We start from the raw sequence: 25281 nt of genomic DNA on the forward strand, positions 1-25281 counted from the left end.
ACCGATGTTATGCTATGTCCACGTTTGCGTACAAGGAGGTTTTTGGTGAATTATTTTACATTGTGATTGCAAATCGAGGTTCTTGGGCGTGGCCAAGAATGCGTTCGGCATGATTGGCACGACAAACCTCATGGAGCCTTTGGACATTTCAATCTGTCCGCGCGACGGGCATCAGCGTCGCTCCGCAGTACACTTTCCGCTTCGGCATCGCGCAACGAATGCGCTCGCAGGCTCTACTTTGGGGCAAATTTCTTCGGTTTGACAGGGGCACGCTCCTTGAACCGCGCACCTGGCTTTGCGCGCATCATATTGCTCCTTGTTGATGCCGACGGGTTCGCCAAGGCACCTACAATTGGCACAACAACCACCTCCGGGGTCGTTCGTGACAGTGCATTCTGCATCGACACTGCAATCGGCGTCGTAGGGGGCGGTGCCAGCACCGGGACCTGTGGTTCGTTCGCAACCTGCATGAGCGAAAAACAGGACCAGTACGGCGGCTGCGAGCTTCGTTGGCAAGGGTGCAGTGCGCATTTTCGAGCTCGTCGCTTACGTCAGCGCCGCGTGTGCGTCAACGACGACCTCCACGCACGAGCGAAGCGGGGCTGCCCATTTCGCAATCGTGCTGAGTTAAATACTTGCGATCGCGCTTCGACAGGGCGATCATGCTTCTCGCAGCTTCGGTACCTAGGAAAGGGTAGACGACGATGACGACGCGGATCGAGGACTACATGAATCGGTTGTTCGACGGTCCCATATCGTCGCATGCCGGTTTCCTTGGCGCCTACAACATGGGCGTGTGGGGTGTGTCGGTCTCGGGAAAGCCGCCGCTCGAGCAGGGGCTGTTGGCATCTGGCAACGTCCTCGAAAACGTGCCGCGGTGGACGAAAGCGAGCAAAGACAATCCGCGGGCCGAAAACTACGTGAAGTTTTATGACACGCCAAGCTTGTGGGGCTTCGGTGACGAGCGGTTTGGGATGGGTGCGGGAATCTACAACGCAATCGCGCACGCATGCGGCGTGCTCGGGATTTCCTTGGATGGGGGCCTGAGCGAAAAGGAGACCGAGCGCGTCCAGGCGTACTTGAAGCACCACTCCGGTATGAATTGGAACGGTGTCCTTGGCGGGAACGAGGACCCGTGGAGCGAGGTTGCGACGACACATGCCGTGCAAACGAAGATGGACCAAGTAGGTGCATGGTCGGGCCTCGTGAATCGATGGAAGGCCGTCATCGCGCAATCGCGCTATTTGGTCGACATCACGTCGCTGAGCCCCCCCGTTACGGGCAGTGAAGCGCAACTCGGCATATGCGCGGGTATATCCAAATGTTTGGAGAAATGGGTCGCCGCCGCGAGCAAAAGCCCGGAAACGGCGCCCGCGCTGATGATTCGGATTCTCTTCGGCATGACCGCCGCCAACATGTACGGCACCGGAGCGAATACCTATTGGAACGAATTCTATTACCAGCTCCAAAACACGCTCAAGCCGTTCAGCGACAGCATCTCCCAAAGTGGCGCCGCATCGAAGCCCATCGTGCTCTACGGTTCGGACATGGGCCGGATGATTTCCACCTTCAACCATTCCAAGATCGTCGCAGGGGATGGACAATACGCGGTCGTGGGTGGGCACAACATGTGCGAAGAAGTGAGCTCCAACAAGGCGCCGGTCATCCATGACATCACCGCGGAAGTGACCGGACCTGGCGCCAAATCCGCGAACGCCTTTGCGGGCAGCCTTTGGCTCAAGGCGGCAGAAAGCGGCCGCCTCTGGATCTATCGATTCAACTGGCAGAAAAAAAGTTTCGACGACCTCTCGACCGCGGCCACCAAGCTATGGGCTCCAAAGAATTGGTGGGCGTACGAGCTTGGTACGCAAAAAGAAGTCCCGAACGTCCTCAAGAATCAATATTGGTATTACCCCATGGAAACCTTGCCGGCGAAGGCGAAATGCGCGCCGCCCGAGGGGTCCGTGCCAGCGACCGCGATCATGGGTGTTGGGCGATGGGGTGATACCAAAGTTTTCGGCATCGACTGCACCGCGGGGCTGAAAATCCATTCGGTCACGACGGGGCTCTCGGAGGAGCAGGCGTGCCAGTACGCGGCTGACGTTGTCAAGCGCCTCATGATCGTCGACCGAAAGAACACGGTGATTCGAATGTCCCAGCAGGACCTGATCAATGCGGGTTTCTTCGGCGGACGGCAGCCCAGCGAACATACCATTTGCGAGATGCTTGGTCGGAGATTGAGGGCCACGCCCAAGGGCACTGCCATTCAAATCATCGTCTCGGCACGGTTTACGCAAAACTCCGAAGGTTTGGCCTACAGCTACGGCGACGGCCCGCGCGAGGCAGCGGAACGCATTTCCGACGCCGCCGTGCGAGCCCGCCAAGCGTCTTCATCCACGTCGAACTTGCCGGCACGCCTCGAGGTCCTCGACCTCTCCAAGTCCATCGGGTCCGCCCAGGTCCACGGCATCGAATCCCCAGAGGATCCGAGCTTTTGCACGATAGCACCGCTTGCATTCTGCGAAGCGCGCGGCACGACGCGTGATCGCGGCAGTTACGTGTGGCCTGACGCCAAGTATAAGATGGAAAGGATTTACACGAGCGGTCGATTCTGGAACAAGAAGGACAAAGCGGAGCTCAAGTTCGGGCCCGGCAACCACTCCAAGGTGCTCTTCGTGTCCGAAGGTGACGACGATGCAACCGGCCTCGTGCTCATCGGATCGGACAACATGTACCCGTCACCGCTGTCGGAATTCAGCTTCGTCATCGAAGGGGCGGAGGCCATCAAAGCATTTCGCGAGCAATACTGGGACAAACTTTGGGCATACAGCGCGCGGCTCGGGTTCACCGTGAAGAGCGACGGAACCGTGACGTGAACCGAACGGCGATCGTGCACACCGTTGACAGCGTTTGGCCGCTCGCATAACCTCCGCCCCTTGGACCGTATCCTGGTTCGACCGCTTTTCCGGCAACCATCGGGAGGGCACACTGCACCTTCGGCGTTGCCTCGGTTCGTGGAGGTACCTCATGCAAAGCTCTCGCTGGTTCCGAATCGTTCCCTTCGTGTCCGTCGTTACGACCCTCGCCCTTGCGAGCATTACCGGTTGCGGAAGCGAGCCCAGCACCTCGCCCAGCTCGACAGGCGCTGCTGGAGGTGACACGTCGGGCACCGGCGGCGGCGGCATGGGTGGCGGCGGTGCTGGCGGAATGGGTGGCGGCGGTGCTGGCGGATTGGGTGGCGGTGGTGCTGGCGGCACTGGCGGCATGGGTGGCGGTGGTGCTGGCGGAATGGGTGGCGGCGGTGCTGGCGGAATGGGTGGCGGCATGAGTGGCGGGGAATTCCGCTTCGAATTGCCCGAGCGCTGGCCAGGGTTGCCAGGGAATTTGAGGCTGCTGAGTGACCTCAACGGCGATGGACGCGTGGATGCTTACCTGAGCAGTCCGCACATCATGCAGAACCACGTCGTCTTTCGGTTCGCCATTGCGCAAATGGATGGCACGTTCAACCAAACGCATGAAGTGGCGTTTTCGGGCACGTCGTCCGCGTCGATCAGTCACGTGGGCGACTTCAATGGCGATGGCCATGTCGATTTGTTCATTGCCGCGGGAATTCCCCGTTACCTGCTGCTCGGTCACGGCGATGGCGTCTTCGATGCCCCCGTGCCGGTCGACATACGTTGGGGCGCCTTTGGCGACATGAACGGCGATCAACGCGACGACGTCGTCGAGGTCGATACGTACAACAACGAGGTGCGTGTGCACCTTGCGCAGCCCGATGGCTCGTTCGTGCTGCATTCCAAACAAGTGCGCGATTTGGACCTGGCCGTGCTCGCGGATATCGATGGTGACGGAGACCGCGACGTCGTTGGCGTGAACTGGACCGGGGGCATTTATGTTCTCCCGAATGATGGTACCGGCCAAATTGCTGCGTCCATCGAAATCGACGACGGATCGCAATGGACCTCCGTGACGACGATGGCCATCGCGGATTTCAACGCAGACGGTCGCGACGACGTGGTTTTCGGCGTCAAGGATTTTTTGGGCGGCCTCGTCCTGGTCATGCTCGGTGAAGCCTCCGGGCAGCTCGTCCACGGCTCGCAATACCCCACGCGCTTGCCACAGGACCTCGACGTCGCCGACATGGATGGCGACGGCTACGACGACGTGGTGCTCGTGAGTCAGCCCATGGCAGTTACCTCCAATGATCTCGTTGAAATATTTTATGGCGATGGCCTCGGCGGCCTCGGGGATCGTCGCGGTTTCTGGAACACCCAGGGCTCGACCGTTTCGCATCTGAGGGACGTGGACGGTGACGGGTTGACCGATGTCGTCCTTGCCGCGACGCATGTTGCGCTCAACAAAGGCAATCGCGAGCTGAAGGCGCCGCCGCTATCCGTCGTGTACGACGGGGAAGACGGGGGCGACACGTTGAATTGGGTCGACTTCGATGGCGACGCGAAGCCCGAGTTCGTCATCGCGCAGAACAACGGTCCGCTCGAGAAATACGCATTCGACGCGGGTTTGCGTCTCGGTGCGCCCGAGCTGTGCACGGGCGCCGGTACGGCGGCGGATCGCGTCGTGCGTGACGTGACCGGTGACGGCCATCCCGATGCGTACGTCGTTGCCAACGGCACGCTTCGGTTATGGCTTGGGGCTGGTGGTTGCACGTTCGGCAGTGAGCTCATGCCATTGCAAAACGCGTGGAACATGCAATGGGTCGACCTCGATGGCGATGCATTGCTCGACGCGGTGTATGCGCCGAGCAAGCAAATCGAGGTTGCGCTGGCGACGGCGCCGGGCTCGTTCGGTCCGCCTGTCAACACGGCGAACACGACTCGGTGTTACGTTGCCCCTGCTGCGGACTTCAATGGCGATGCGACCGTCGATCTCGCGTGCTTCGACAACCTCACGCAGTCGCTCACCTTTTGGATGGCCGACGCCGGTCACCATTACAGTCAGGGTCAGCAATTCACTTGGAGCGTGAACGAAGAGTTGCGCAACCCGAAGGCGCTCGACGTCGATGGCGATGGCGACCAGGACGTCCTCGGAGCGGTGGTGACCAACAGCGTGCGGCTCGAGGTCTTCCTCAACGACGGCACGGGCAACTTTACGCGCTCGACGTTGCTCGACAACATCGATGCGGTTGGCCACTACAGCGTTGGCGACTTCGACGCGGACGGGGCCATCGAGCTCGTGGTGCCGAACAACCAGAAGAAGACCGGCGTACACCGTTTCACCAGCGAGGGGACGGTCACGCATCTTTTCGATTACGAGGCGCCGCGCGGAATGGATCCGTACGACGTCGATCACGACGGCGACCTCGACCTCACGTACACGTATTCGTATAGCAATCGCATGGTCGTGGCGGTCGTGCGCAACCTGCGATTTTAGTGTCGAGCGTTGCGTGGGGTAGGGCGGCGGCAAGTGGAGAAGCGTCCAGCCGCCGTCTGCCGGGGGCGTGAGAGGGGACGAGCCAACTCTACGAAGAACTTGCCCTTGCGTTGCCCTTCGGGTAGCGTGCCCGTGCCGCGGCGCGATTGTTGCCAGACGGTCCGGATCCACGCATGTTGTTTCGAGTTCAAAATCTCGGCCCTCTTCGCGAAGCGGAAGTCGACTTGTCCAAGGACATCATCGTCTTGGCGGGGCCGAACAATTCAGGAAAAACGTATTTGGCGTGGAGCGTGTACGGACTGCACCGCATGCGTCCGCAGCCGCAAGTGGACTTGACCCGCTGGGTGAAGCAGCTTATCGAGTCACCGGACCATTCGATTGACATTGCGGAGTTTTTCGCCGCCGAAAATGACAAGATCATCGCGAGCATCACGAAGCAGTATCAAGGGAAGTTGCACCTTTGTTTTGCCGCAGATGAAAGTCGGTTCGCTGGCGCGAGCATCGGCATTTACGGGGTAACGTCGGAGGAAATTCTCCGCATCGCGGCGACCGGGATGCTCGCGGATGGTCGCAGTCTCACCCTGGATGTGCACGACCGGCGGCTATACTGGGTTCTCGAACCGAGCTATCGTGAAATCGATGCCAAGGCAATCCTGCAGAAAGGATTTCGCACGCCTGAAGCGCAGGCCGTCACGACCACGATGGTTGCGGCTATGTCCGTGAAAGAGCGGGCGATAGCCGCGAAGCAAAATTTCATTCATCTAGCTGGCCCTAGGCCCTAAACCTTTTCTGAGAGTGCACCCTCTTCCCCGCCGAACGCATTGCCGTCAACATCTTCGCCAAAGAACTCGCTCTGGAACGCACCAAGCTCGTCGACGAAATGGTCGACGCGGACATCGATGGACGCATCAAGGATCCGCTCGAGTTGATACGGCGCAAAGCCGGCAGATACCCATGGCCCATTCGCGACAGTCTCCGAACTGCCAATGACCTCGCCAATTTGAAAAGGCAAAAGAGCCCGTTCGCTGATCTCGCTGACGAACTCGAATCGAGCGTCCTTCACGGAACCATCAGCGTTGCCGATACGGGTGAATTGCGGTTTGCCCCAAATGACAACAAGGACGCGCAGCTCGAAATGCACCTGACCGCCTCGGTCGTGAAATCCTTGTCGAGCGTCGTCTTTTACTTCCGCCACCTCGCCAATCCGCGCGACTTCATCATCATCGACGAGCCCGAGCTGAATCTGCACCCGGACAACCAGCGCATCATCACTCGCATTCTCGCCAAAGCCGCGCGGCGCGGAATCAAAATCATGATGAGCACCCACAGCGACTACGTCCTGCGCGAGCTCAATCACCTCATCATGCTCAGCAAATTGCCCGAAGACGAAGCCAAAGACATGGGCTATGATCCCATGTGGGCCATTGCGCCGGATCGCATCGGCGTCTACCTCTTCGACGAGCACACCGCCAAACCCGTTCCCATCGAAGAAACCGGCTTCTCCATCAAAACCATCGATGACGTCGTCGACCGGCTCAATGCCGACGAACAGCGCCTTTACGCTCGGCTCTTGGGGTAATCAGGTTCGGCGCACATGATGACGCTTCTGCAAGCCATCAGTGACATCTTACGCCCGAACCTCATCGAGCGTGGTCCGCTGTTGCTCGAAGAAACCGACGCGAAAAGCACATGCAAGGCGATTACCTTGCACAAGAGCGGGCAAGCCTTCATGGTCCGACCGGATCGATCTGCCGGCGGCATCTGCCCTCGCGTCGATTGCAGTCGCTCGCTTTCCGCACCTGATCGGCTCTTTCCGCTCTTTCGCGTCGACTTGCCCGACATCGGCGCCATGTGCGACTACATCGTTTTCTGTCACGACCTCACCCGAGATGAAAACCGGCTGTTCATCCTGCACTGCGAGATGAAGTCGACCAGTCCCCAGGGGTCACGAAAGCAGATCGAGAATGGTAAATTGCTCGCCGACTACATCGTGACCATGGCGAAACATCACCGGCCGATGCATGCACTCTCGACCGTCGAGCACCGTGGTTTGGTCTTCTGCAACAAACCGGGCTTGTATGTGCCCAAAGGCAACCTTCAAGAGAAACGCTGTCGATACACGCCGCCCTTCGCCGGCGGGTTGTCCGATCTGAAGTTTGCCTATTATCCCGCAGGTAAAGAATACCCCCTGAGCCACTTTTGCGTGTAGCTGCAGGGCCCGCTAAAGCCCCACCACCATCACCGGCACGTTCTGCGTCATCGCCATCCCATTGCCAAGCTGACCCGATGTGCCATTGCCCCAGCAATACACCTGTCCATCGTTGCTCACCGCGCACGTGTGGTGCGTCCCCGCGCCTAGCGCCGCGATGCTACCAAGACCCGATACCGCTCCAGGCGCGCTCTTATCATTGAGCGTGCCGTCTCCCAATTGCGCATTCGCGTTCTGCCCCCAGCAACGCACGCTCCCGTCCATGCGCACCGCGCAATTGTGCCGCACCCCCGCAACGAGCTGCTTCACATTGTCCAGCCCAATCACGTCGACCGGCGTCGAGCTGTCCACATTCGTCGCATTGCCGAGCTGTCCGTGATCATTGCGACCCCAACAAACGACGTTGCCATTGCCCAGCAATGCACACGAATGCTGAAGCCCCACCGCCACAGCCTTGGCATTCACGATGCCGCTCACCGACGTGGGCGCCGTCCTTTGTGTCTTCGTGCCGTCTCCAACCTCGCCATATTGATTGCGCCCCCAACACTTCGCCGTTCCATCCAGCATCGCCGCGCACGTATGAACCCCGCCCGTCGATATCGACGTCGCGCCAATCAAACCCATCACCGCAACAGCCGCGCTCTTGTCCACCGTCGTGCCATCCCCGAGCTGACCATACGCATTCGAACCCCAACAGCGAACCGTCCCGTCGCTGCGCAATGCACACGAATGGCTCGAACCTCCATCGATCGCAATGGCCATGTCGAGGCCAATCACGTCTTTCGCCACATTCGAATTGCTCTTGCTACCATCCCCGAGCTGCCCGTCCGTGTTCCTGCCCCAGCACTTTGCTCCGCCATCAACGATGACACAAGAATGGAAATAGCCCCCTGCAGCCGCTTGCGCATTGGCGATTGACGTCACGTCGACCGGAGCAAGCGAATTGGTATTGTTCCCATTGCCGAGCTGACCGTCGTCATTCGCGCCCCAGCACCGCACATTGCCATTCGGCACCATCGCCACGCAGCTATGATCCCACCCGAGCGCTAGCGACGACGACGCCATCGAACCCCCGCCACCCGCGCCGCCTCCTCCCATGCCACCACTCCCGCCAGCGCCGCCACTTCCGCCAGCGCCGCCACCTCCGCCAGCGCCGCCACTTCCGCCAGCGCCGCCACTTCCGCCAGCGCCGCCGCCGCCCATGCCAGCCACGCCGCCAGCGCCTCCGCCAGCTTCGCCACCGGCACCACCGCCGCTCGAGCTGCTCGTCGAACTGCTCGTTGCAGGCTTCGGGTCATCGCTGCACGCGACGCTCGACAAAGCGGCTTGCGCAACGAACGTCAAGATGGCTGCGCGGCAAATCGAATACCTCATGGACACGGCTCCTTTTTGCCCAGGATACCAAAGGAAGTCGACGCTCGATGCAAGCACAAAGCGTACGCTCAAAGCGCGAGCTGGAGCAGCCACCACGGACGCGGATGCAGATGCAGCGGCCGCTGGAGACACGAGCCGTCGCACCACGCTTTCGCCTTCACTGTGCGGCTTTGACGTCCACTTCGGCCCAGAGAGCCCCGCGCAAATCACCCAATGAATACCCCGTCGCCTGATCGCCTGGATATTTTTCAGCGAGAATCGCCTTTACATCGGTCTGGATGGACGCCGGATCTCCGTGGCACCCCAAGCAGGGCGCTTCGATTTCGATCGGCTTGATGAATCGCGCCACGCGCCCCTGGGGCGTATCGACGACCTGGCTCATGACGGCGACACCTTGGGCTTTACGTTCGCCTTGGGTTTTCAGCCAATCGGCGACCCAAGACGGAGGCGCGTTTTTCGAATTGCGTAATCGATTCGATGACCGTCCCACGCGCGCGCCCGTCTCTTCTCGCACCTTGCGCGCAATGTCTTGGGCCTCGACCGAGCAAACCTCGACACCTTCCTTGAAACCGCCCCGAGTCATCGTCTCCATCAACCGCGTCCGTGTCGCTCCACCGAGCTTGCTCGCGGCCGCCTTCGCATTGTCGAGCGCGGCCTGATCCGCAGGCGCGTTCACGACAGGCGCGCTCGCAGCAGGAGCGCTTTCGCTGCTCTTTTCGGACTTCGCGCACGCTATCGCGAAGGTGCACGGCAACATGACGAAAAACAACAAGATACGCATGCATGCCGAACATGCCCCAATCGGTCCACGAGAGCCAGCAACATCTTTGGCGCCGCAAACACGGACCCCGATGGAGCCCCCCGCCTTCAGATGGAGGCCCCAACCTCCATCATGCCGAGGCACTCGACGCCGCGGCCAGACGCGGAAATCCGCGTGTTTCCGCGCAAAACCACGCAATGCCGCCGCGGGCAGGGCCGCTCGCGATAGCGGCACGGCCGTTGCACTCCACGCTGCCCGTCAGCCTGGCGCCGCAGGCCGGCACTTGCTCGACAGGAAACCTCGTCGAGCGACCCCTCAACAATCCAGATCCAGGGAGCACGACCGATGAGAACCCGATCCCAATCCCCGCTCGCCCTTCGCCTCCTCCAAAGCCTCGCCAGCATCACCATCGCGGCGTCGATGGCCGCCTGCGCCGCGGAACCACAGGATCAACTCCTCGACGACAGCCAGAACAATATCGCCTCCACCAGCCAAGCCGTGCAGTCCCTGGCCGAAGCTCTGAGCTGTGTCGAGAGCTACGCCATGTCCAATACTTGCGACTGGAGCCATTGGACCGAGATGTACCTCACCTGCAGCACCCACGCCTTCGGCGCAATGGATGACGACGACTACCTGCTCGACATCGTCCATTCCGGCGAATGCACCGCGGCCAATTGGCCCGCGTATTCGGCCATCATCGAATACCGCGATTCAGCGCCGCAAACCGTGACCGAGTCTCTGGATTGCGTGTCCCAATTCGTATCGCTCAATGACTGCGATTGGAGCCACTGGACCGAGATGTATCTCACCTGCGACACCTCCGCTTTCAGCGCGATGCACGACGACGACTACCTGCTCGATATCGTCCATTCCGGCGAATGCACCGCGGCCAACTGGCCCCAGATCTCGGCCCTCATCGACTACCGCGACGCGCCGCCTCTCTTCGTCGACGGAATGGTCTCCAATGTGAACGAGAACGTCACCACCGTGAATTTCTCGAGCAGCTTTGCCGCGACGCCCGCCGTATTCGCCGCAATGCAGACCTTCAACGGGTCCGATCCTGCCGACACGAGGCTCGGTCCCGTCGGCACATCGAGCTTTGGCGTGTTCGTTCAAGAGGAACAATCCCGAGACGCCGAGGTCGCGCACGCTGCTGAAGCCATCGGTTTCATGGCGCTCGAGCCCGGAGCCATCATTGACGAAAATGGATACACCATCGGCGAAGTCGGCACGTTGAGCCTTACCCAGGACGACGCGGGTGCATGGTTTACGCTGAACGGCTACCTGGGCAACTACACGTCCCCGGTCGTCATCATGATGACCAACAGCGTAAACGGCAGCCATGCCGGCCACATCCGTCTGAAGAACGTCACCAGCAGTTCCTTCTCGTACCAGCTCGAAGAGTGGGACTACCTGGACGGCACCCATGGGACAGAAATGGTCGCGTACATGATCGTGGAAGCCGGATCCCACCGTCTCCCGAATGGTGCATTGCTTCAGGCCACGACGCGAACGATCGACCATGTCATGCAATCGGTCTCGTTTCCGGCGAGCCATAGCGCGACACCGGTGGTGTTGAGCCAGACGCAGACGGTCAATGGCCCGGCGTCGGTGGTGACGCGCCAGCAGAGCGTCTCGACGAGCAGCGTCAACGTGCGCGTGCAGGAGCAAGAGGCGGACGACGGCACGCACTACGGGGAGACCGTCGCGGTGGTCAGCTACGGCAACTGACGACGAGGGCGAACGCAGGAGATTGAAACACGTCGTCCACAGCCATCCCCGCATGCTGCGCTCGTCGCCGAACATCCTCCCAAGGCATCCCCGCATGCAGAGGTCGTCGCCGACGACCCTTCGCGCTCGTTCCCGCATGCAGAGGTCGTCGCCGACGACCCGTCGCGCTCATCCCCGCATGCAGAGGTCGTCGCCGACGACCCTTCGCGCTCATCCCCGCATGCAGAGGTCGTCGCCGACGACCCTTCGCGCTCATCCCCGCATGCAGGGAACGTCGCCGACGACCCTTCGCGCACGTCCCCGCATGCGGGGAAGCTTTTCAACGACCGTTTGCACACGTCCCTGCGTGCAGGGATCCGCTGGCAACGCGCCTCGATGCACGTCCCTGATCACCCGGCGGACGAATGTTGAGCCGATTCTGGCGAGCTCGAGGTCTCCATCCGCATGAGGACGATGACGAAGAACTCGGGTGGCAACGTTTGGGCGTATTTCTGCTTGGTCGCGGTGGCCTTTGTGGGAGCGGGCGCGTGCGATCCGATCGTGGGCGACCCGTTCGGCAGAGGCAATGCCGAGCTGAGGGCCAACGGTAGCTGCGCTGGCGGGGCGGGTGGCGCTGGCGGGACGGGTGGCGCTGGCGGCGCGAACCCAAGCGGTCCACCGATGATGAGCCCAGAAGAGGCACTCGCATGGTGCCAGTGGTACGTCCTGACGGCGTACCCGAACGCGGATGTCAATGGCGAACCTCCGTCCGCCCCCGTGATAGACGGCTACGCGGCAGGGTGGTACGGCGCCATGTACTGCTATGCGAGCCCGTGGCCTGCAGGCGCATGTCTGGTGCACCCCACGATCGATCATTGCGTGCAGAACATCCTCAATACGTGGTGCGAGGCGACCGTGGAAGAGCTGACCGGCTGTGTGCTCAATATGATCGAGGGCAACGCAGCGGGTACAGGGTGTCCGACGGCGGGCGCCTGCGATGCGTTCCTTGCGGCGCCAGGCTGCGACGAGACGATCGTGCTGCCGATGCGTAAACCGTCGTATCAAGGCGAAGGGGGATCCAGCGAGCTTGGGTGCAGCTTGCGCGTCGAGTGATCCTCCTCCGATGGCGCAGCCCTGCAAACCTCACAGCGACGTTGGCGCGGGAGACGCGCACGGCGAACGTGTCACGCAAACCTCGCGCGCCGCTGTGGTCGTTGGTGGTTGTCGTGTCGGTTTGGTACGGCGAGCTGGTCGAGCCGTGGAAGAACAAACCGTTCGGTGTTGCGTGATTCGATTACTTGCCGTCGCGCATCCAGGACGGCGTAAAGTCAGGCATGTCGGGGTTGTGGTACTCGACGCGATCCGTATAGAATGCCCGCCCAACCTTGTAGGGAATGTAGGCGCAATCGAGTAAATCCCCGAGCCCGGTCCAGCCGGGGGGAATCATCGAGTCATAGACGGCTTTCGCTCCTGAAAGGGCATCGAGCATCGATTCAATGAAGTCGGCACCGACTCCGTATCGTATTGAACCCCCATCCATCCATCGGATCGAATGAAAATGCGCACTTCCACAATCCCGGCTGCGTTGAAAATGGCGAATAAAGCATCAGACTGATCTCGCGGATGCTGCCATTTCCACTTGGAATACCAAATCGACGCGTTGTCAACACCGGAAGGGATTCACCCCTTGCTTCCAACGGGGGAGGCCTTGGCGTGTCATGGCGTGGCGTCTCAGCCGTCTCCGGCAATCCCAGATGGCTCATTCCCTGCCAATGCCCGGTCTTCGACCATTGGGATTCGAAGTACAAGCGGGCATAGGCCAAACTGTGAACAAACGCGTCAATCCAGTCCATCCCTCGACCTGCCACGTTTCGTGGCTTGATGGGTGGATCGAAATCGAAAACGCAGCGCCAATCGTCCGCCTCATGCTGCTCCGGCTCAAAGATCGTCAAGACGACCTCGGCGTCACCCCCGTCCTCTTGTCGGCGGTGCAAGGTTCGGGTCGTCAGGATCATCATCACCAATCGTCCTTCTTGGGTGGGTTGCTCTCGATCTTCTTCATGCATTCCGTATTTTATCAGAACAATCTTGTTGGCACCTGCCACGAGCCGCCGGGTTTTTGGGGTTGCTCTTTTTGCACCAATCAAAACAGTGCTCGTACATGCGGGCACGTCGGCGAGCCTGTTGTCCTTGTCGCGATCCCCCGTAAACTCCGTGCGGGGCAAGTATCTGGGATACACAGATGACCGATCCGACGAAGCCGGGTGTGCTTCCGGCATAGTGAGGCGTCGGTTCCGAGCGTTCGTAGAAGAGGACTCGGTAGGTCAAATGGGCTTTCCGGATGGTCTGGCGCGGCGATCGGCGTGTCCAAAGCATCGTCGGCCTGCATCGAGCACACGTTCGGTGAGGTGAGAACAATCGTCGGAACGTTCGGAGAGAAGTTTTGGATGCCGACGAAGCATCGGGCGAACGGTCGGGCGACGCGTTTCAGTGGTCGAACGTGTTGTCGGGGCGGTTCGAGGATCGATTCGATGGGGTAGGTGGCATAGCTTGGAAGATTCGCGGGCGGATCTCATGCCATTCACGCTGAAACGAGTCCGCTCCTTCGCAAAACCTCGGCGCAAGAAGAAGACGTAGGCGTAGGCAATTTCATTCATTCGCGATTGGCCACACGTCGAGCAACGCCAACCCGCGTGACGAAGTATTCGGCTCGACCTTTCGAGTCGAGCACAAACGTCCCCGTCAAGCCCCGCGGCAGCGGATCATCCCCCACAGCGCGAACGATCAAATGGTCATTCTTCGCGACAATCACGAACTTGCCGAGCGCCCCTGCCGTGTCTTCCCACAAGCCGGCATATCCACCGAACGTGCCGGGAGACGGACGTTCGCGTAGTGGCTTTTCAGGGCGAACACCCAAGAAAGAACTCATTGCAGCATCGGCCACCGCGGTGGGGATTGGCGCAGCCGCGTTCACGAATGCAATGACCGCAAAACCGCGCTCGGGGACCAGTCGAACGAGCGTCGCAAAGCCCGCCGCGAAACCTCCATGCTCGAGCACGCGCATACCCGCACGCTCGAATTCGACGATGCCAAAGCCATACGTGCGCCGTGGCGGTTCATCAATCAATACTCGACCTCGAAGCATCGCATCGACGGAAGTTTTTGTTAATAGCTTGCCCCCACCCCCAAGGAGCACCTCGGCGAAGTGCGCGAAGTCGACCGCGCTGGCGACGACGCCCCCTGCAGCCTGAGATGCCTCGCAATCGGCAGGCGCTTCCCAGATCACTCGGCCTGCGACATGCCCCGCGGCCACATCGCCATCGCGCTCGTTCACGACGTAGCTGGCGGTCGTCATGCCCGCAGGGATGAATATGCGACGCCCAATGACGTCGCGAAAATCCTCGTGCTCGACGCGCTCGATGGCCGTTGCCAAAAGCGTGTAGCCAAAGTTCGAATAATTGTGGAACTTGCCCGGAGGTCCCCAGAATGGCCACGACGCCCAATTGCGGACGCTTTTGTCGAGCGGTTCGGTAGGGTCCAGACACGCAAGGTCCGGGATGGCCGCCGTGTGCGTCATGAGCGAGGCAATGGTCACGGCCCCGATGTCCGCTTCGGAACGCGGGGGAGCCGAAAAGTCAGGCACGATCGCCCGAAGAGGACCATCGAGCTCGAAGCGCCCGCTCTCCGCAAGCGAGAGGACCGTCGCCGCAACGACCATTTTGCTCACGGAGGCCACTCGGAAGCGTGTCGTAGCCGTCACCGGTGCATTCTGATCCACGCGACGCACCCCCACACCAGCCGAGAAGCGAAGTTTTCCGTCGAGCACGACGGCGATCGCTCCACCAGGGACCCCGCGTGCTCGAAGTCGATCGTGCCAGCGTGATGTGAGGATGCGGAAGCGCTGCTCGTCGTTCTGCGCATCGAGCGGCCCGTAGGTAGGTTCGTCGGGTGGGGTATGAAGTGCCGAGAACGTATGTCCGGTGATTGGACGCAGCTCGAGCTCGCGTGGCGCGCAACCGGTCAGGAATGCGGCCATGACGGTGCAGAGCAAGAAGAACAAAGCGCGGCGGATGTTATTCACGGGCTTCCGGTGGCCGATGATTGGCCCGCTCGATCCCGCGTCATTTCCACCATCGTCCGACGAAATCCGATCGATTCGAAGAATCGGTGCGCGCCCTCGTTTTTCCACGCACTGGTCAATACGATCTGCGGCGCCCCGTGCGCTTCGAGCCATTGCAAGGTTTCCTCGACGAGCCGCTTGCCAATGCCTGATCGCCGCATCGAAAGCTCCACGAACACTTCGTGCAGGCGCCCGCATTCGTCACGAAGCTCCATCCAATCGCGAGGTTCGAGGCGTCCCCATGCATATCCTACGATGCTTTTGTCGTCGTCGATGACGCGCTCTGCAACGAAAACGATCGATTCTTTGCGCTCGATTTCCTTGCCGAGAAACCATTGGTATCCGTCTTCGATGGGCTCGACGAGGAAAAACCGTGCAGGATCCAGCGCATGATGGAGCCTCACGAGCTGCGCGGCGAGGCGGGCGACTTGCGGCAAGTCTCCCTTCGACGCAGGGCGGACGCAAATGGGCTCGTTGTCGAGATTTTGCATTGTGGGGGACTCGTAGCACACTTTTGCGTGCCGCGAGAAGAATGCGTAGGCGCGCGCGTGAGGGCAGGGGAGGGGCTTTAGCCGACGGCGCGACGCAGTTTGCGACGTGCCAGCGACATCAATGCGGCTGCCCCGAACAACCACATGGATGCGCCGAAGCGGTTGTTCGCCGATGCCACAGTACAAGCGCAGCCGCCATCGGTCGCCGGGTCATCCGGCGGCGGTGGCTGCGTCGTGCAGCCTTCGTCCACGGTGCCGTCGCAATCGTTGTCGCTGCCGTCGTCGCAGACTTCGTCGACGGGCATTCCCGGTACGGCATCGCAGGTCGTGCCGCCGGTGGCGCTGCAGACCATGACGCCGCTCGCTTGGCAGGTGCCGACACCCGCGGCGCACGGCTTTCCAATGTCAAAACCGTTGTCGACGGTGCCGTCGCAATCGTTGTCCGCGCCGTCGCAGATTTCGTCGACGGGCGTTCCCGGTACGGCATTGCAGGACGCGCCGCCATTGCCGTCACAAATGACGACGCCGTTCGTTTCGCAAGCGCCGACGCCCGCGGAGCATGCCGTTCCAATATCAAAACCGTTGTCGACGGTGCCGTCGCAATCGTTGTCGATGCCGTCGCAGCTTTCGGCGACGGGCATGCCCGTGACGGCATTGCAAGCGGCAGCGCCATTGCCGTCGCATACGATGATGCCGTTCGCTTGGCACGCGCCAACGCCCGCGGAGCATGCCGTTCCGATGTCAAAACCGTTGTCGACCGTGCTGTCGCAGTCGTTGTCGATGCCATCGCAGGTTTCGGCGACGGGCGTGCCGGGCACGGCATTGCAAGCGGTACCGCCATTGCCGTCGCATACGATCATGCCGCTCGCTTGGCATGCACCGACGCCCGTGGAGCACGCTGCACCAATGCTAAAACTGTTGTCGACGGTGCTGTCGCAATCGTTGTCGATGCCGTCGCAGGTTTCGGCGACGGGGGTGCCGGGCACGGCGTTGCAAGCGGCACCGCCATTGCCATCGCAAACGATGGTGCCGGTTGCTTGGCATGCGCCGATGCCCGCGGAGCATGCCGTTCCAACGCTAAAGCCGTCGTCGACCGTGCCGTCGCAATCGTTGTCGATGCCATCGCAGGTTTCGGCGACGGGCGTTCCGGGCACGGCATTGCAAGCGGCACCGCCATTGCCGTCGCAAACGATGGTGCCGCTGGCCTGGCAAGCGCCGACGCCCGCGGAGCAGGCCGTTCCAACGCTAAAACCGTTGTCGATTTGCCCGTTGCAATCGTTGTCGATACCGTCACAGGTTTCGGCGACGGGGGTTCCCGGCACGGCATTGCACGCGGTGCCCCCATTGCCGTCGCACGCAATGGTGCCGCTTGCTTGGCACGCGCCGACGCCGGCGGAGCACGCTGCACCAAGGTTGAGGCCGTCGTCGACAGTGCCGTCGCAGTCGTTGTCGATGGCGTCGCACGTTTCGGCGACGGGGGTGCCCGGCATGGCATTGCAAACAGCGGTGCCATTGCCGTCGCAAACGATGGTGCCGCTCGCCTGGCATGCTCCGATGCCGGCGGAGCACGCTGCACCAAGGTTGAGGCCGTTGTCGATTTGGCCATTGCAATCGTTGTCGATGCCGTCGCAGCTTTCGGCGACGGGGGTGCCCAGCACGGCATTGCAAGCGGTGCCGCCATTGCCGTCGCAAACGATGGTGCCGCTCGCCTGGCAAGCGCCGACGCCCGCGGAGCACGCCGCTCCAATGCCAAAACCTTCGTCGCTCGTGCCGTCGCAGTCGTTGTCGATGCCGTCGCACGTTTCGGTGACAGGCGTACCCGGCACGGCATTGCAAGCGGAAGTGTCATTGCCAGTGCAAACGATGGTGCCGCTCGATTGGCACGCGCCGATACCCGCGGAGCAGGCTGCGCCAACATTAAAACCGTCGTCGAGCTGCCCATTGCAGTCGTTGTCGATGCCGTCGCAGGTTTCGGCGCCCGACGGCATGCAAACGCATGTATTGGTGATCGGTTCGCAGGTCGGCAAGAGGGGCGAACAGTGCGCATTGAAGAGGCACTCCACGCATTCGTTCGATGCTGCGCAATACGGGGCCGGCGTCGTGCATTGCGCATTCGTCGCGCATTCGACGACCGTGATGACCGTCGGCGGTCTGCCCGGTGCGGGGCCATTGCCGTCCGTCAGGGTATCCATGGGTGCAAACCCGGATTGTCCCGCTGCATTGATCGTCGCCTGATTTTGAATCGGGCCCAATGCAACCGGATCCACGGTCACGTGAAAAACCACCGTCGTCGTGTCGCTTGGGGCCATGTTTCCGCCCATGCTCGCGGTCGCACCGGCACCGAGCCTCACGGTGAGCGTTTTCGACATGAAGTCGTATTCGCCCTGATCGTCGAAGGGCGCGTCCGACAAGAGGCCTGCATTGGCGCCTTGCGTGATGACGAGCGAATTCGGCACGTACGAGAGGCCTGCCGGAATGACATCGGTCAGCATGACATTCGTCCCGGTATCCTCCCCCATATTCGTCACCGTGATCGTGTATTCAACGGTGTCGCCGGGCAGGACGACGCTCCCATTCACGTCCACGGCTGTCTTCGTCGACGTGCTGAAATCGGGCGCGAGGGTCGAGACCGACGTCACGAAGCCTCCCCATTGAATGACATCACCGGTTGTGACGAGCTGGGCCTGCGCCGATGTCTGGCCCGGAGCGAGGTAGGGGGCGATGTCGACCACGTCGAGGTCCAAGCCGGCCAGGCTGTTTGGGGTGCCCGGCATTTCGGGGAGATCGCCCGCCAAATGCGTCGCAATCCCGAGCGTCGAGCGCGTGCTATTGAAGAAATTCATTGCCGGATTTTGCGCATCCGAGATGGCGAAGCCGTTGAGGAAGAATTGATCACCCGTGATAGCGGCATCGCCCTCGTAGGCAATCACGCCGAGCTTTGCGTCGAATTGCGCACTGGGGACGAGGAAACCCGACAGAAGCGCACTCAGGGGCAATCCGACACCGACGTCTTCCAGGCCTTCGTAAAGAGAGAGGCTTCGCATCCGCTCGGTCGAGTTCTCGTAGAAGACCGCCATCCACCAGCCTGCATAAGAAACGTTGTTGTTCACGTTCGCGAGAGTAGGCCCATCGATGCCACCCACGCGGTACGCACCGGGACCATGCGTTTGAAGAATGGAGGTCACATCGGCGACGGATTGATATTGATTCGTACCGGGATACATCATCATCGCCGAGACGTTCGTGCTGAATACGCCATTACGCTCCAAGGTGACTGCGGTGTCCGGTCCTGTTAGGAGACTGCCGGCACCCCAATACAAGTACGCATGCGTAATCGTGGCGCCCGCCGGCAGAGCGAGCATGGCGGTGCTTCGGGCATTGGCACGTGTAACGCTTAGATCGGCCTGAGCTTGTCCCATGCCAGGCGCATCGGCACGCCAGTAAATGTCGGGCGCCGAATCGGTCGTGTTCGTGCCGCACGTGCCGACGGTGCCCACGATCGGCAGCGCTCCGCCTGGAGCGCACTCGTACCCGAGCGTATTGCCGAAGAGCACGAAGTCGCCTCTTTGTACGACTTGCAAACGCAGCATGGGGGCGGCGATGGCGTCGCTGGCCAATCCCGTTAGCAGAACCAGACTCCCAATGGCTGCAAGGCCAGGCCGCTTTCTCATCGCTTCACGATTCCTCATGGTTGGCTGTAGACGAGGCTAGTGTGTGGCGCCTGTACACGAGGCTTCTGTAAATGTAAACAGGCAACGAGCACGGGGAGGGAGATCAGCGACGCATGAAGATACGGACTGTTCCGAAGCGAGCTTTTTCTTCATAACGTTCGCTGAACCATGCATGGCTATCCGGGCAATACCAGGCAAAATCCTCGAGCGCATCGACGAAGCTCAACAAGGGAGCTTTATCCATGAATACGAATGCAGCAGGTGGCACCTTTTCGAGTCGCTCCAATAAATCACGCTCATGCGCATTGCGGATGTCGAGGATCTTTTGCTTTTGGGCTTCGTTCGGACGAGCGCCTTCGCCTCCTGCGAGCGGCGCGCCTGGGCTCAGGTCGTACGCATAAATGTACGGGGTCGCGGACAGTCGCTTTGCGAGAAAAAGCAGATATGGATCCATTCCATAGGTCTGCACGCGATCATCGGGCGTCGTATGTTCCTCGATCCACTGCGCCGCGCGCCGCAGATCCCAGGGGAAGAAATCCCATTCCGGAAATGCCGCAAAGTATTCTTGCGTCTCGCGCGTTTTTGCCTGCGCCACGTGATTCGGCAGCCACAATCGGTGTCGGTGTGGCGATGTGTAGAGCTCGTGCGCTGCCACGACCGACGTGAATATGGCGAGCGCAAAAGGCAGCATACGCGCCAGGGGTCGCCTCGCCAGCGTGGCTCGAGCCCATTCCACGGCGCAAACGAGGAGCAAGAGCAATTGCAATCGAACCGCCGCCGACAAGGGATGATAATGGTATTCGAACCCTTTTCGCTGCGCAATGATGTTGGCTATCCCCGCGAGCGGCAGGAGCGCAATGGCAAGCGCTCGACGAGGAAGCTTGCCGGCAAAAATGAGCACCGAGAGCACGATCGCACCGGCGAGGCCAAAGAATACTTCGCCGCTGCCGCTTTGGAACTTCGGAAAGACGAGATCCTTCACGGACCTCGGCCAAATGAACCGATACATGGCCGGTACGTCCTGAAACGTGACCCGCAAATAAGCCCCGACGTCGCCATGAATGAGCATGAAACCAAGCGGTATCATGGCCCCGGCAGCAGTTCCCGCCAAAAACCAGAGCACCCTCGTGCGGACGCCAATGGCCATTTCTTTGTCCAAAAGCAGCGCTGCCATTTGGAGAAATGTAAAGGCGGCATAGGTGGGTTTGCCGAGCCAGGGCATGGCTCCAAGCGCGCCCGCGACGAAGAGCAGATTCCGGTGACGCAGCATCGCGCGCTTTTCGGAATCGCCTTCGAATCGAGCTTGCGCCGAGAATTGCAGGGCGACCGACGAGAGCATGAACCAATCGAAGAAGCTTTCGCGTTGCGCCGAATGCCAATAAACGTACGACAAATACTGAGCACCGAGCACCACGAGACCGACGAGCCCGAAGGCTGCTCGTTCCCACAGCGATGGGCGCTTTGGGTGATTCCAAAGACCGGGAAGACACGCACCGACGAAGGCGAATACGGCGCCGTTCACCAGCAAATCGAGCACTCGAAAGCGGTGCTCGTCGGTGCCCCCGAGGAGCATGAATACGAGGTGCACCATGGCCGTGAGCGGGCCATTGACGTCGCGCACGTCGTGATACAGCGTTTCACCGCGAAGAATGGCCCACGCTACATAATGAAAAATACCTTGATCACGGCCGAATGGCGACAGCGCGGCAACGTGCACGGCTTGCAAGAACCACGGCACGCAAGGGAGGACGATAAGTAGAGGAAGGAATCGGAGGAGGCGGTGCAGCCACGAGGGGGCCGCCTTCGACGAGGTTTCGATTGCAGGGGTCATTGGACGTCGAATCAGGGTTCTCGAGGACGCGCGACGAAAACGACGTGGGGATAGGGCAGAATGTCGGGGACGCGGACGACACGCACGGACAAATCGAGCGAGCGCAGCTCTTCCACCCATTCCCGATGATGCCGATATGCAAGGGGCGCCCATGGGCCGACCATCACGCGATCGAGCACTTCGGTGAACCGAAGTTGGAAGGGCGAGTCGGTGGTGACGTCTTTGATGATGAGCACGCCGCGCGGCGATAAGAGCCCTCGAAGCTGCTCGAGCAATTTGCGCTGCTCGGCCGGGTGGACGTGGTGCAAGACGTCGAGCATGAAGATGCCATCGAATGGGCCTGTTGGGTTGGCGGTTTCGACGGTACCGACGAGGTATTCGTTGTTGACGAGTCCGAGCTTTTCTTTGACGTTGTGTGCGATGCGCACTCGCTTTTCCGAAAGATCCACGCCGACGATGGATCGATTGGGGGACACGAGCGAGAAGTAGGCGCTGAAGAGGCCGAAGCCGCAGCCGACGTCGAGAATGCGGCCCGATTCGGGCAGTAGCAGGTTGAGGATGGCGAGCAGCTTTTGGCGCAGGATGGTAAACCGCACCATGGCGTAGGCCCGTTCGATGGGTGGCAGGGCCATGGCGATGCGCGTAACGGCGCTGCGCGATTCATGCTCTTCGACGACGATCGGGGGAGCGTCGGTGGGCCGGTTGTCGGGTGCTTTCATCGTACGTTTTACCTGGACCCGCCCGCTCTACCACCTCCTCGTGAAGAGATCTACCGCATCTGCCTAACCGAATCGATGGAGCACGTGCTCTCTGGCTGCTTGGTAGTCCGCGATGTCGCGTGTCACAGCCTCCACGAATGCTTTGCCAAACCATTTTACGCGCGCATCGTGGTCGCGAATTTCGAAGTCCGCCGGGAGCGCGAATGGCTGGAACGAGACTTTCCGGACGCCGCGCTGCACGATGACCACGGGTGCGGGCACTTGGCGCATGCGGCCCAATTTTTCGAGCAAACCCGGGCGTCGCTGCGTATCGCGGCCCAGGTGATATGAAAAAATACTTTGTTCCCGAGCAAATTGCGTGAGCGTGAGCTGCGCGAGCGCTCGAAACCGTTTTTCTGGGTCCGCTTCACCGAGCCCCGCGACGAGAGATCGGCACACGGTGCGGCATTCTTCGTCGAAAATGACCGGCAAAGGCCCCGAAAGCAAGGTTTCGGCGAGCTCCTCTTGGCCTCGTTGGCGAATCGTATGGCAACGCAGGGCGTAGAGGACGGTGGGAATCGAGTCTGCGAAGATGGCTCGATTGGTGCGCAACAAAGTATCGTCGAGATTGCTCGCAAGCTCGTCGAAAGCGGAGATTCCTACGCGACGTGCCGCTTCGCCGACCAGCCCGTACACGCGCGACTTCGTCATGGCATCGAGCACTTGGCAAAGGCCCAGAATGGCCACGACTGGCCAGGGATACTCGAATTGCAACATTTGCCCAAGTCGGAGGTATCCGCGGATTCTTTTGCGCAAGCTTTTGTTGTGGCGGCGCAAGAATTGATGAGCTTCTGCGAGCGCAGCGGCTTGCTCTTGCTCGAAGGCCGTGCGCAACCTTTCTGGCACCGAGGCCGAAAGCGCTGCCTCGTAGACCATTGCGGCCTCACGTAATTGCGCTCCGGAGAGCAGCGCCAGGTCTTCGCCCATGAGCTGGAAGGAACGAGCGGTGGCGTCGCCGAGGCATTTTCGTAAAGGATGAACGAGCATATAGGGAAAACCTCAGGCTTCGGATTTGGGCGTATCGAGGTTTTTGAACGAGGCAGGCAGGTATTTCCAGCGGATACGTTCAGCCGAGCGGCATCTCGAGCGAGAACTCCTCGAGCGCCACGCCCAAGAATCGACGCGGACGAATGGCCAAGGTCGCGTACGTCCCGTCATCCGCCGAACGAGCTGCCACGGCAATCTCCAAACTTCCCGGCTTCGCGTCTTCGAAGAGCGTCCAGATCGCTCGCTCGATGACCGACTTGGCTTCCGACGGCGCCGCGTTCGACGGGAGTCGCGAACACAGCACGCGCAAGAACTGAACGAGGCGCGCGACGAACAGTTGGTCCACCAACGATACGCGCTCGTAGCGTTCTTCCGGCTCGGTCGACGCGCTGTCGTAGGTGCGCTTCGGTGGAGGCACGTACGCCGTGGGGGCCGACATCAAGTAGATCGCATCGCTGTTCGGTGCGGATGCCAAGAGCAACAAACCTGCTTTCGACATCTCTCGCTGCGAGTCTGTCGAGACAAACGCTTGCGTTGGAATCGCAACGGCTTCGGCGTCGTCTACGTGTCCGCGAACTTCGTGCACCGTCAGGTTTCCGAGCGTGCCGCCGACCTTGCCTCCGACGATGCGACACGGCCACGCCGTTTCCTTGAAGCTCTGCGTGATGAGCGCTGCCACGGCATACGCGGGCGGAATCCACACCGTCGCTCCCTCGTCAGCGGGTTCTTCCTTCACGACGACCTCACGCATGCGCGACGTCGCCTTGTCGTATGCCATGCGGCCGAGCAGCCCGTTCATCGCCATCGTCACCCAACGCATCGCAGGACGCTTCGCCGCCGACTGCCAGCGAAGCTGCTCGGGGGCCGAGAACAACCCCATCTTGTGATCGATGCGCTCGAGGTCCGACAAGCTGTCGAGACCGAGCAGCGATGCCGATGCGTTCATGATGATCGGGACCGTTTGAGCTTCTGCTAGCCGGGCGAGCTCGTCCAGTTGCGACAAACTCGGCGTCGATCCCGTCACCGTGATGTCGACGATCGCGCACGACACGGGCGCGTCTGCACCTGCGCTTTGGCGAATGACGCGCTCGAGCGTCATCGCACTGAATTCACTTCGGCAACAAACGACATCCAGCTTGAGCGCTTTGATGCCCTTCGATCGATCGACGAGCAGTTGCAACCCGCGCCATGTTTGTTCGAGACGACGAACTTCGGGATGTTGCAAGATGGCGCCGATCTGAGCGCCAAGTGCTTTCTCCACGCGCTGAATGGCTTCTTGCGGACTGAACCTTCCGCCAGGCTTTCCACTCATCGCGACGGCCGCGATGAACGCGCCGAACCGACCCGACGAGGATGCTGGCTGCGGAGGCGGTGCGACGGGAAGCTCGCCGCCGCCCGTTCCTTCCGTGTCGACCATGTCGAGGATCGACGCGATGGATGCATCCGTCGCGGCTTTCGTTGGAGGTGCAAGGGGTTGCACCGCGCTGCTCGCGTCGGGCACGAGGCGCAACACTTCGAAGACGAACGGCGAGGACTTCCAGATGCGATCGAGCTCTTCACGCGCCTTGTCGCGATCGATCGAGCCGTCGCGCAATCGTTCGAGCAGCAACTTTCCATCGATGAGCGATCGCAAAAGAGGAATCGCTTCGCAGAGGCCGTCCGGCCGGAAGCTCTTCATGCTCGTGAGCGGCAGATCGATGCGCGTAGGGCGCCCTTCGGCGAGCACACTGGGCACATCGAGTGCGATGCGTGGACGCAGGCGCGTGAAGAGATCATCGAAAGCGAGAGGATCGACGCGGATCGCCAAATCCGGTGCGTTCGCCCCCGCGTTGAACTCGTCCCGCGGCAAGAGGTCGGTAACGATCAGCATGCGCAGCGGCAAAACCGGTCCTTCGGTTTGTGCAGCCGGCACGTCGTCACCCACGTTGAAGCTCATCCCACCCTTGATAAAACCCTTCATTTCGCCCGACATGCGCCGA

The 25281-nt window shown here is 60.9% G+C and carries 19 protein-coding genes; 8 read left to right on the plus strand and 11 right to left on the minus strand.

What is annotated here, in order from left to right; genetic code table 11:
• The first annotated feature begins 88 nt into the window (after nucleotides 1-88).
• From IPM54_02655 to IPM54_02680, 6 genes are all read left to right on the plus strand, one after another.
• Nucleotides 89-262: a hypothetical protein gene (locus tag IPM54_02655; GenBank protein ID MBK9258718.1), complete on the plus strand. Its 174-nt coding sequence runs from the start codon at nucleotides 89-91 to the stop codon at nucleotides 260-262.
• Between the two features lie 442 nt (nucleotides 263-704).
• On the plus strand, nucleotides 705-2876 hold the full coding sequence (locus tag IPM54_02660) for a hypothetical protein (protein MBK9258719.1): 2172 nt from the start codon (nucleotides 705-707) through the stop codon (nucleotides 2874-2876).
• A gap of 151 nt (nucleotides 2877-3027) precedes the next feature.
• Nucleotides 3028-5391 (plus strand): VCBS repeat-containing protein, encoded by a 2364-nt coding sequence (locus IPM54_02665; protein ID MBK9258720.1) that lies wholly within the window; start codon nucleotides 3028-3030, stop codon nucleotides 5389-5391.
• Between the two features lie 173 nt (nucleotides 5392-5564).
• Nucleotides 5565-6173, plus strand: coding sequence for a hypothetical protein (locus tag IPM54_02670; GenBank protein ID MBK9258721.1), 609 nt, complete (start codon nucleotides 5565-5567; stop codon nucleotides 6171-6173).
• Between the two features lie 98 nt (nucleotides 6174-6271).
• Nucleotides 6272-6970 (plus strand): AAA family ATPase, encoded by a 699-nt coding sequence (locus IPM54_02675; protein MBK9258722.1) that lies wholly within the window; start codon nucleotides 6272-6274, stop codon nucleotides 6968-6970.
• A gap of 15 nt (nucleotides 6971-6985) precedes the next feature.
• On the plus strand, nucleotides 6986-7600 hold the full coding sequence (locus tag IPM54_02680; protein ID MBK9258723.1) for a hypothetical protein: 615 nt from the start codon (nucleotides 6986-6988) through the stop codon (nucleotides 7598-7600).
• A gap of 12 nt (nucleotides 7601-7612) precedes the next feature.
• Here the strand turns inward: IPM54_02680 and IPM54_02685 are convergent, their stop codons facing one another.
• Together IPM54_02685 and IPM54_02690 are read right to left on the minus strand one after the other, a co-directional pair.
• Nucleotides 7613-8974 carry a hypothetical protein gene (locus IPM54_02685; protein ID MBK9258724.1) on the minus strand — a complete coding sequence of 454 codons (1362 nt, stop codon included), beginning with the start codon at nucleotides 8972-8974 and terminating at the stop codon, nucleotides 7613-7615.
• Nucleotides 8975-9131: 157 nt separating this feature from the next.
• Nucleotides 9132-9968, minus strand: a complete 837-nt coding sequence (locus IPM54_02690; protein MBK9258725.1) for a DUF3365 domain-containing protein — start codon at nucleotides 9966-9968, stop codon at nucleotides 9132-9134.
• A gap of 111 nt (nucleotides 9969-10079) precedes the next feature.
• On the opposite strand from IPM54_02690, the gene IPM54_02695 reads away from it, so the two are divergent.
• Together IPM54_02695 and IPM54_02700 are read left to right on the plus strand one after the other, a co-directional pair.
• Nucleotides 10080-11465 (plus strand): hypothetical protein, encoded by a 1386-nt coding sequence (locus IPM54_02695; GenBank protein MBK9258726.1) that lies wholly within the window; start codon nucleotides 10080-10082, stop codon nucleotides 11463-11465.
• Between the two features lie 453 nt (nucleotides 11466-11918).
• Nucleotides 11919-12557, plus strand: coding sequence for a hypothetical protein (locus IPM54_02700; protein ID MBK9258727.1), 639 nt, complete (start codon nucleotides 11919-11921; stop codon nucleotides 12555-12557).
• A 181-nt stretch (nucleotides 12558-12738) separates the two neighbouring features.
• Here IPM54_02700 and IPM54_02705 read toward each other — a convergent pair whose 3' ends face one another.
• From IPM54_02705 to IPM54_02745, 9 genes are all read right to left on the minus strand, one after another.
• Nucleotides 12739-12933 (minus strand): hypothetical protein, encoded by a 195-nt coding sequence (locus IPM54_02705; protein MBK9258728.1) that lies wholly within the window; start codon nucleotides 12931-12933, stop codon nucleotides 12739-12741.
• A 4-nt stretch (nucleotides 12934-12937) separates the two neighbouring features.
• Entirely contained in the window at nucleotides 12938-13591 is a 654-nt protein-coding gene (locus IPM54_02710) for a hypothetical protein (GenBank protein MBK9258729.1), read from the minus strand.
• Between the two features lie 506 nt (nucleotides 13592-14097).
• Complete coding sequence (locus IPM54_02715) at nucleotides 14098-15525, minus strand: beta-lactamase family protein (protein MBK9258730.1); 1428 nt, start codon at nucleotides 15523-15525, stop codon at nucleotides 14098-14100.
• On the minus strand, nucleotides 15522-16055 hold the full coding sequence (locus IPM54_02720; protein MBK9258731.1) for a GNAT family N-acetyltransferase: 534 nt from the start codon (nucleotides 16053-16055) through the stop codon (nucleotides 15522-15524). The genes IPM54_02715 and IPM54_02720 overlap by 4 nt, the downstream gene beginning before the upstream one ends.
• Before the next feature lie 77 nt (nucleotides 16056-16132).
• Nucleotides 16133-19726 (minus strand): DUF11 domain-containing protein, encoded by a 3594-nt coding sequence (locus IPM54_02725; GenBank protein ID MBK9258732.1) that lies wholly within the window; start codon nucleotides 19724-19726, stop codon nucleotides 16133-16135.
• A gap of 103 nt (nucleotides 19727-19829) precedes the next feature.
• Nucleotides 19830-21464, minus strand: coding sequence for a hypothetical protein (locus IPM54_02730; GenBank protein MBK9258733.1), 1635 nt, complete (start codon nucleotides 21462-21464; stop codon nucleotides 19830-19832).
• Between the two features lie 104 nt (nucleotides 21465-21568).
• Entirely contained in the window at nucleotides 21569-22276 is a 708-nt protein-coding gene (locus tag IPM54_02735; GenBank protein MBK9258734.1) for a class I SAM-dependent methyltransferase, read from the minus strand.
• Nucleotides 22277-22339: 63 nt separating this feature from the next.
• Nucleotides 22340-23302 (minus strand): hypothetical protein, encoded by a 963-nt coding sequence (locus IPM54_02740; GenBank protein MBK9258735.1) that lies wholly within the window; start codon nucleotides 23300-23302, stop codon nucleotides 22340-22342.
• A 79-nt stretch (nucleotides 23303-23381) separates the two neighbouring features.
• Nucleotides 23382-25274, minus strand: a complete 1893-nt coding sequence (locus tag IPM54_02745) for a type VI secretion system contractile sheath large subunit (protein ID MBK9258736.1) — start codon at nucleotides 25272-25274, stop codon at nucleotides 23382-23384.
• Nucleotides 25275-25281: the final 7 nt, after the last annotated feature.

Source organism: Polyangiaceae bacterium (assembly GCA_016715885.1).
In the GTDB taxonomy this organism is placed as follows: Bacteria; Myxococcota_A; Polyangia; order Polyangiales; family Polyangiaceae; genus Polyangium.

Excerpts from the sequence above, each read along its gene's own strand:
- IPM54_02660 (MBK9258719.1), top strand. The coding sequence starts at position 705 with ATGACGACGCGGATCGAGGACTACATGAATCGGTTGTTCGACGGTCCC.
- IPM54_02665 (MBK9258720.1), top strand. The coding sequence starts at position 3,028 with ATGCAAAGCTCTCGCTGGTTCCGAATCGTTCCCTTCGTGTCCGTCGTT.
- IPM54_02670 (MBK9258721.1), top strand. The coding sequence starts at position 5,565 with ATGTTGTTTCGAGTTCAAAATCTCGGCCCTCTTCGCGAAGCGGAAGTC.
- IPM54_02675 (MBK9258722.1), top strand. The coding sequence starts at position 6,272 with ATGGTCGACGCGGACATCGATGGACGCATCAAGGATCCGCTCGAGTTG.
- IPM54_02680 (MBK9258723.1), top strand. The coding sequence starts at position 6,986 with ATGATGACGCTTCTGCAAGCCATCAGTGACATCTTACGCCCGAACCTC.
- IPM54_02685 (MBK9258724.1), bottom strand. The coding sequence starts at position 8,974 with ATGAGGTATTCGATTTGCCGCGCAGCCATCTTGACGTTCGTTGCGCAA.
- IPM54_02695 (MBK9258726.1), top strand. The coding sequence starts at position 10,080 with ATGAGAACCCGATCCCAATCCCCGCTCGCCCTTCGCCTCCTCCAAAGC.
- IPM54_02700 (MBK9258727.1), top strand. The coding sequence starts at position 11,919 with ATGACGAAGAACTCGGGTGGCAACGTTTGGGCGTATTTCTGCTTGGTC.
- IPM54_02705 (MBK9258728.1), bottom strand. The coding sequence starts at position 12,933 with ATGCTCGATGCCCTTTCAGGAGCGAAAGCCGTCTATGACTCGATGATT.
- IPM54_02720 (MBK9258731.1), bottom strand. The coding sequence starts at position 16,055 with ATGCAAAATCTCGACAACGAGCCCATTTGCGTCCGCCCTGCGTCGAAG.
- IPM54_02725 (MBK9258732.1), bottom strand. The coding sequence starts at position 19,726 with ATGAGAAAGCGGCCTGGCCTTGCAGCCATTGGGAGTCTGGTTCTGCTA.
- IPM54_02735 (MBK9258734.1), bottom strand. The coding sequence starts at position 22,276 with ATGAAAGCACCCGACAACCGGCCCACCGACGCTCCCCCGATCGTCGTC.
- IPM54_02740 (MBK9258735.1), bottom strand. The coding sequence starts at position 23,302 with ATGCTCGTTCATCCTTTACGAAAATGCCTCGGCGACGCCACCGCTCGT.
- IPM54_02745 (MBK9258736.1), bottom strand. The coding sequence starts at position 25,274 with ATGTCGGGCGAAATGAAGGGTTTTATCAAGGGTGGGATGAGCTTCAAC.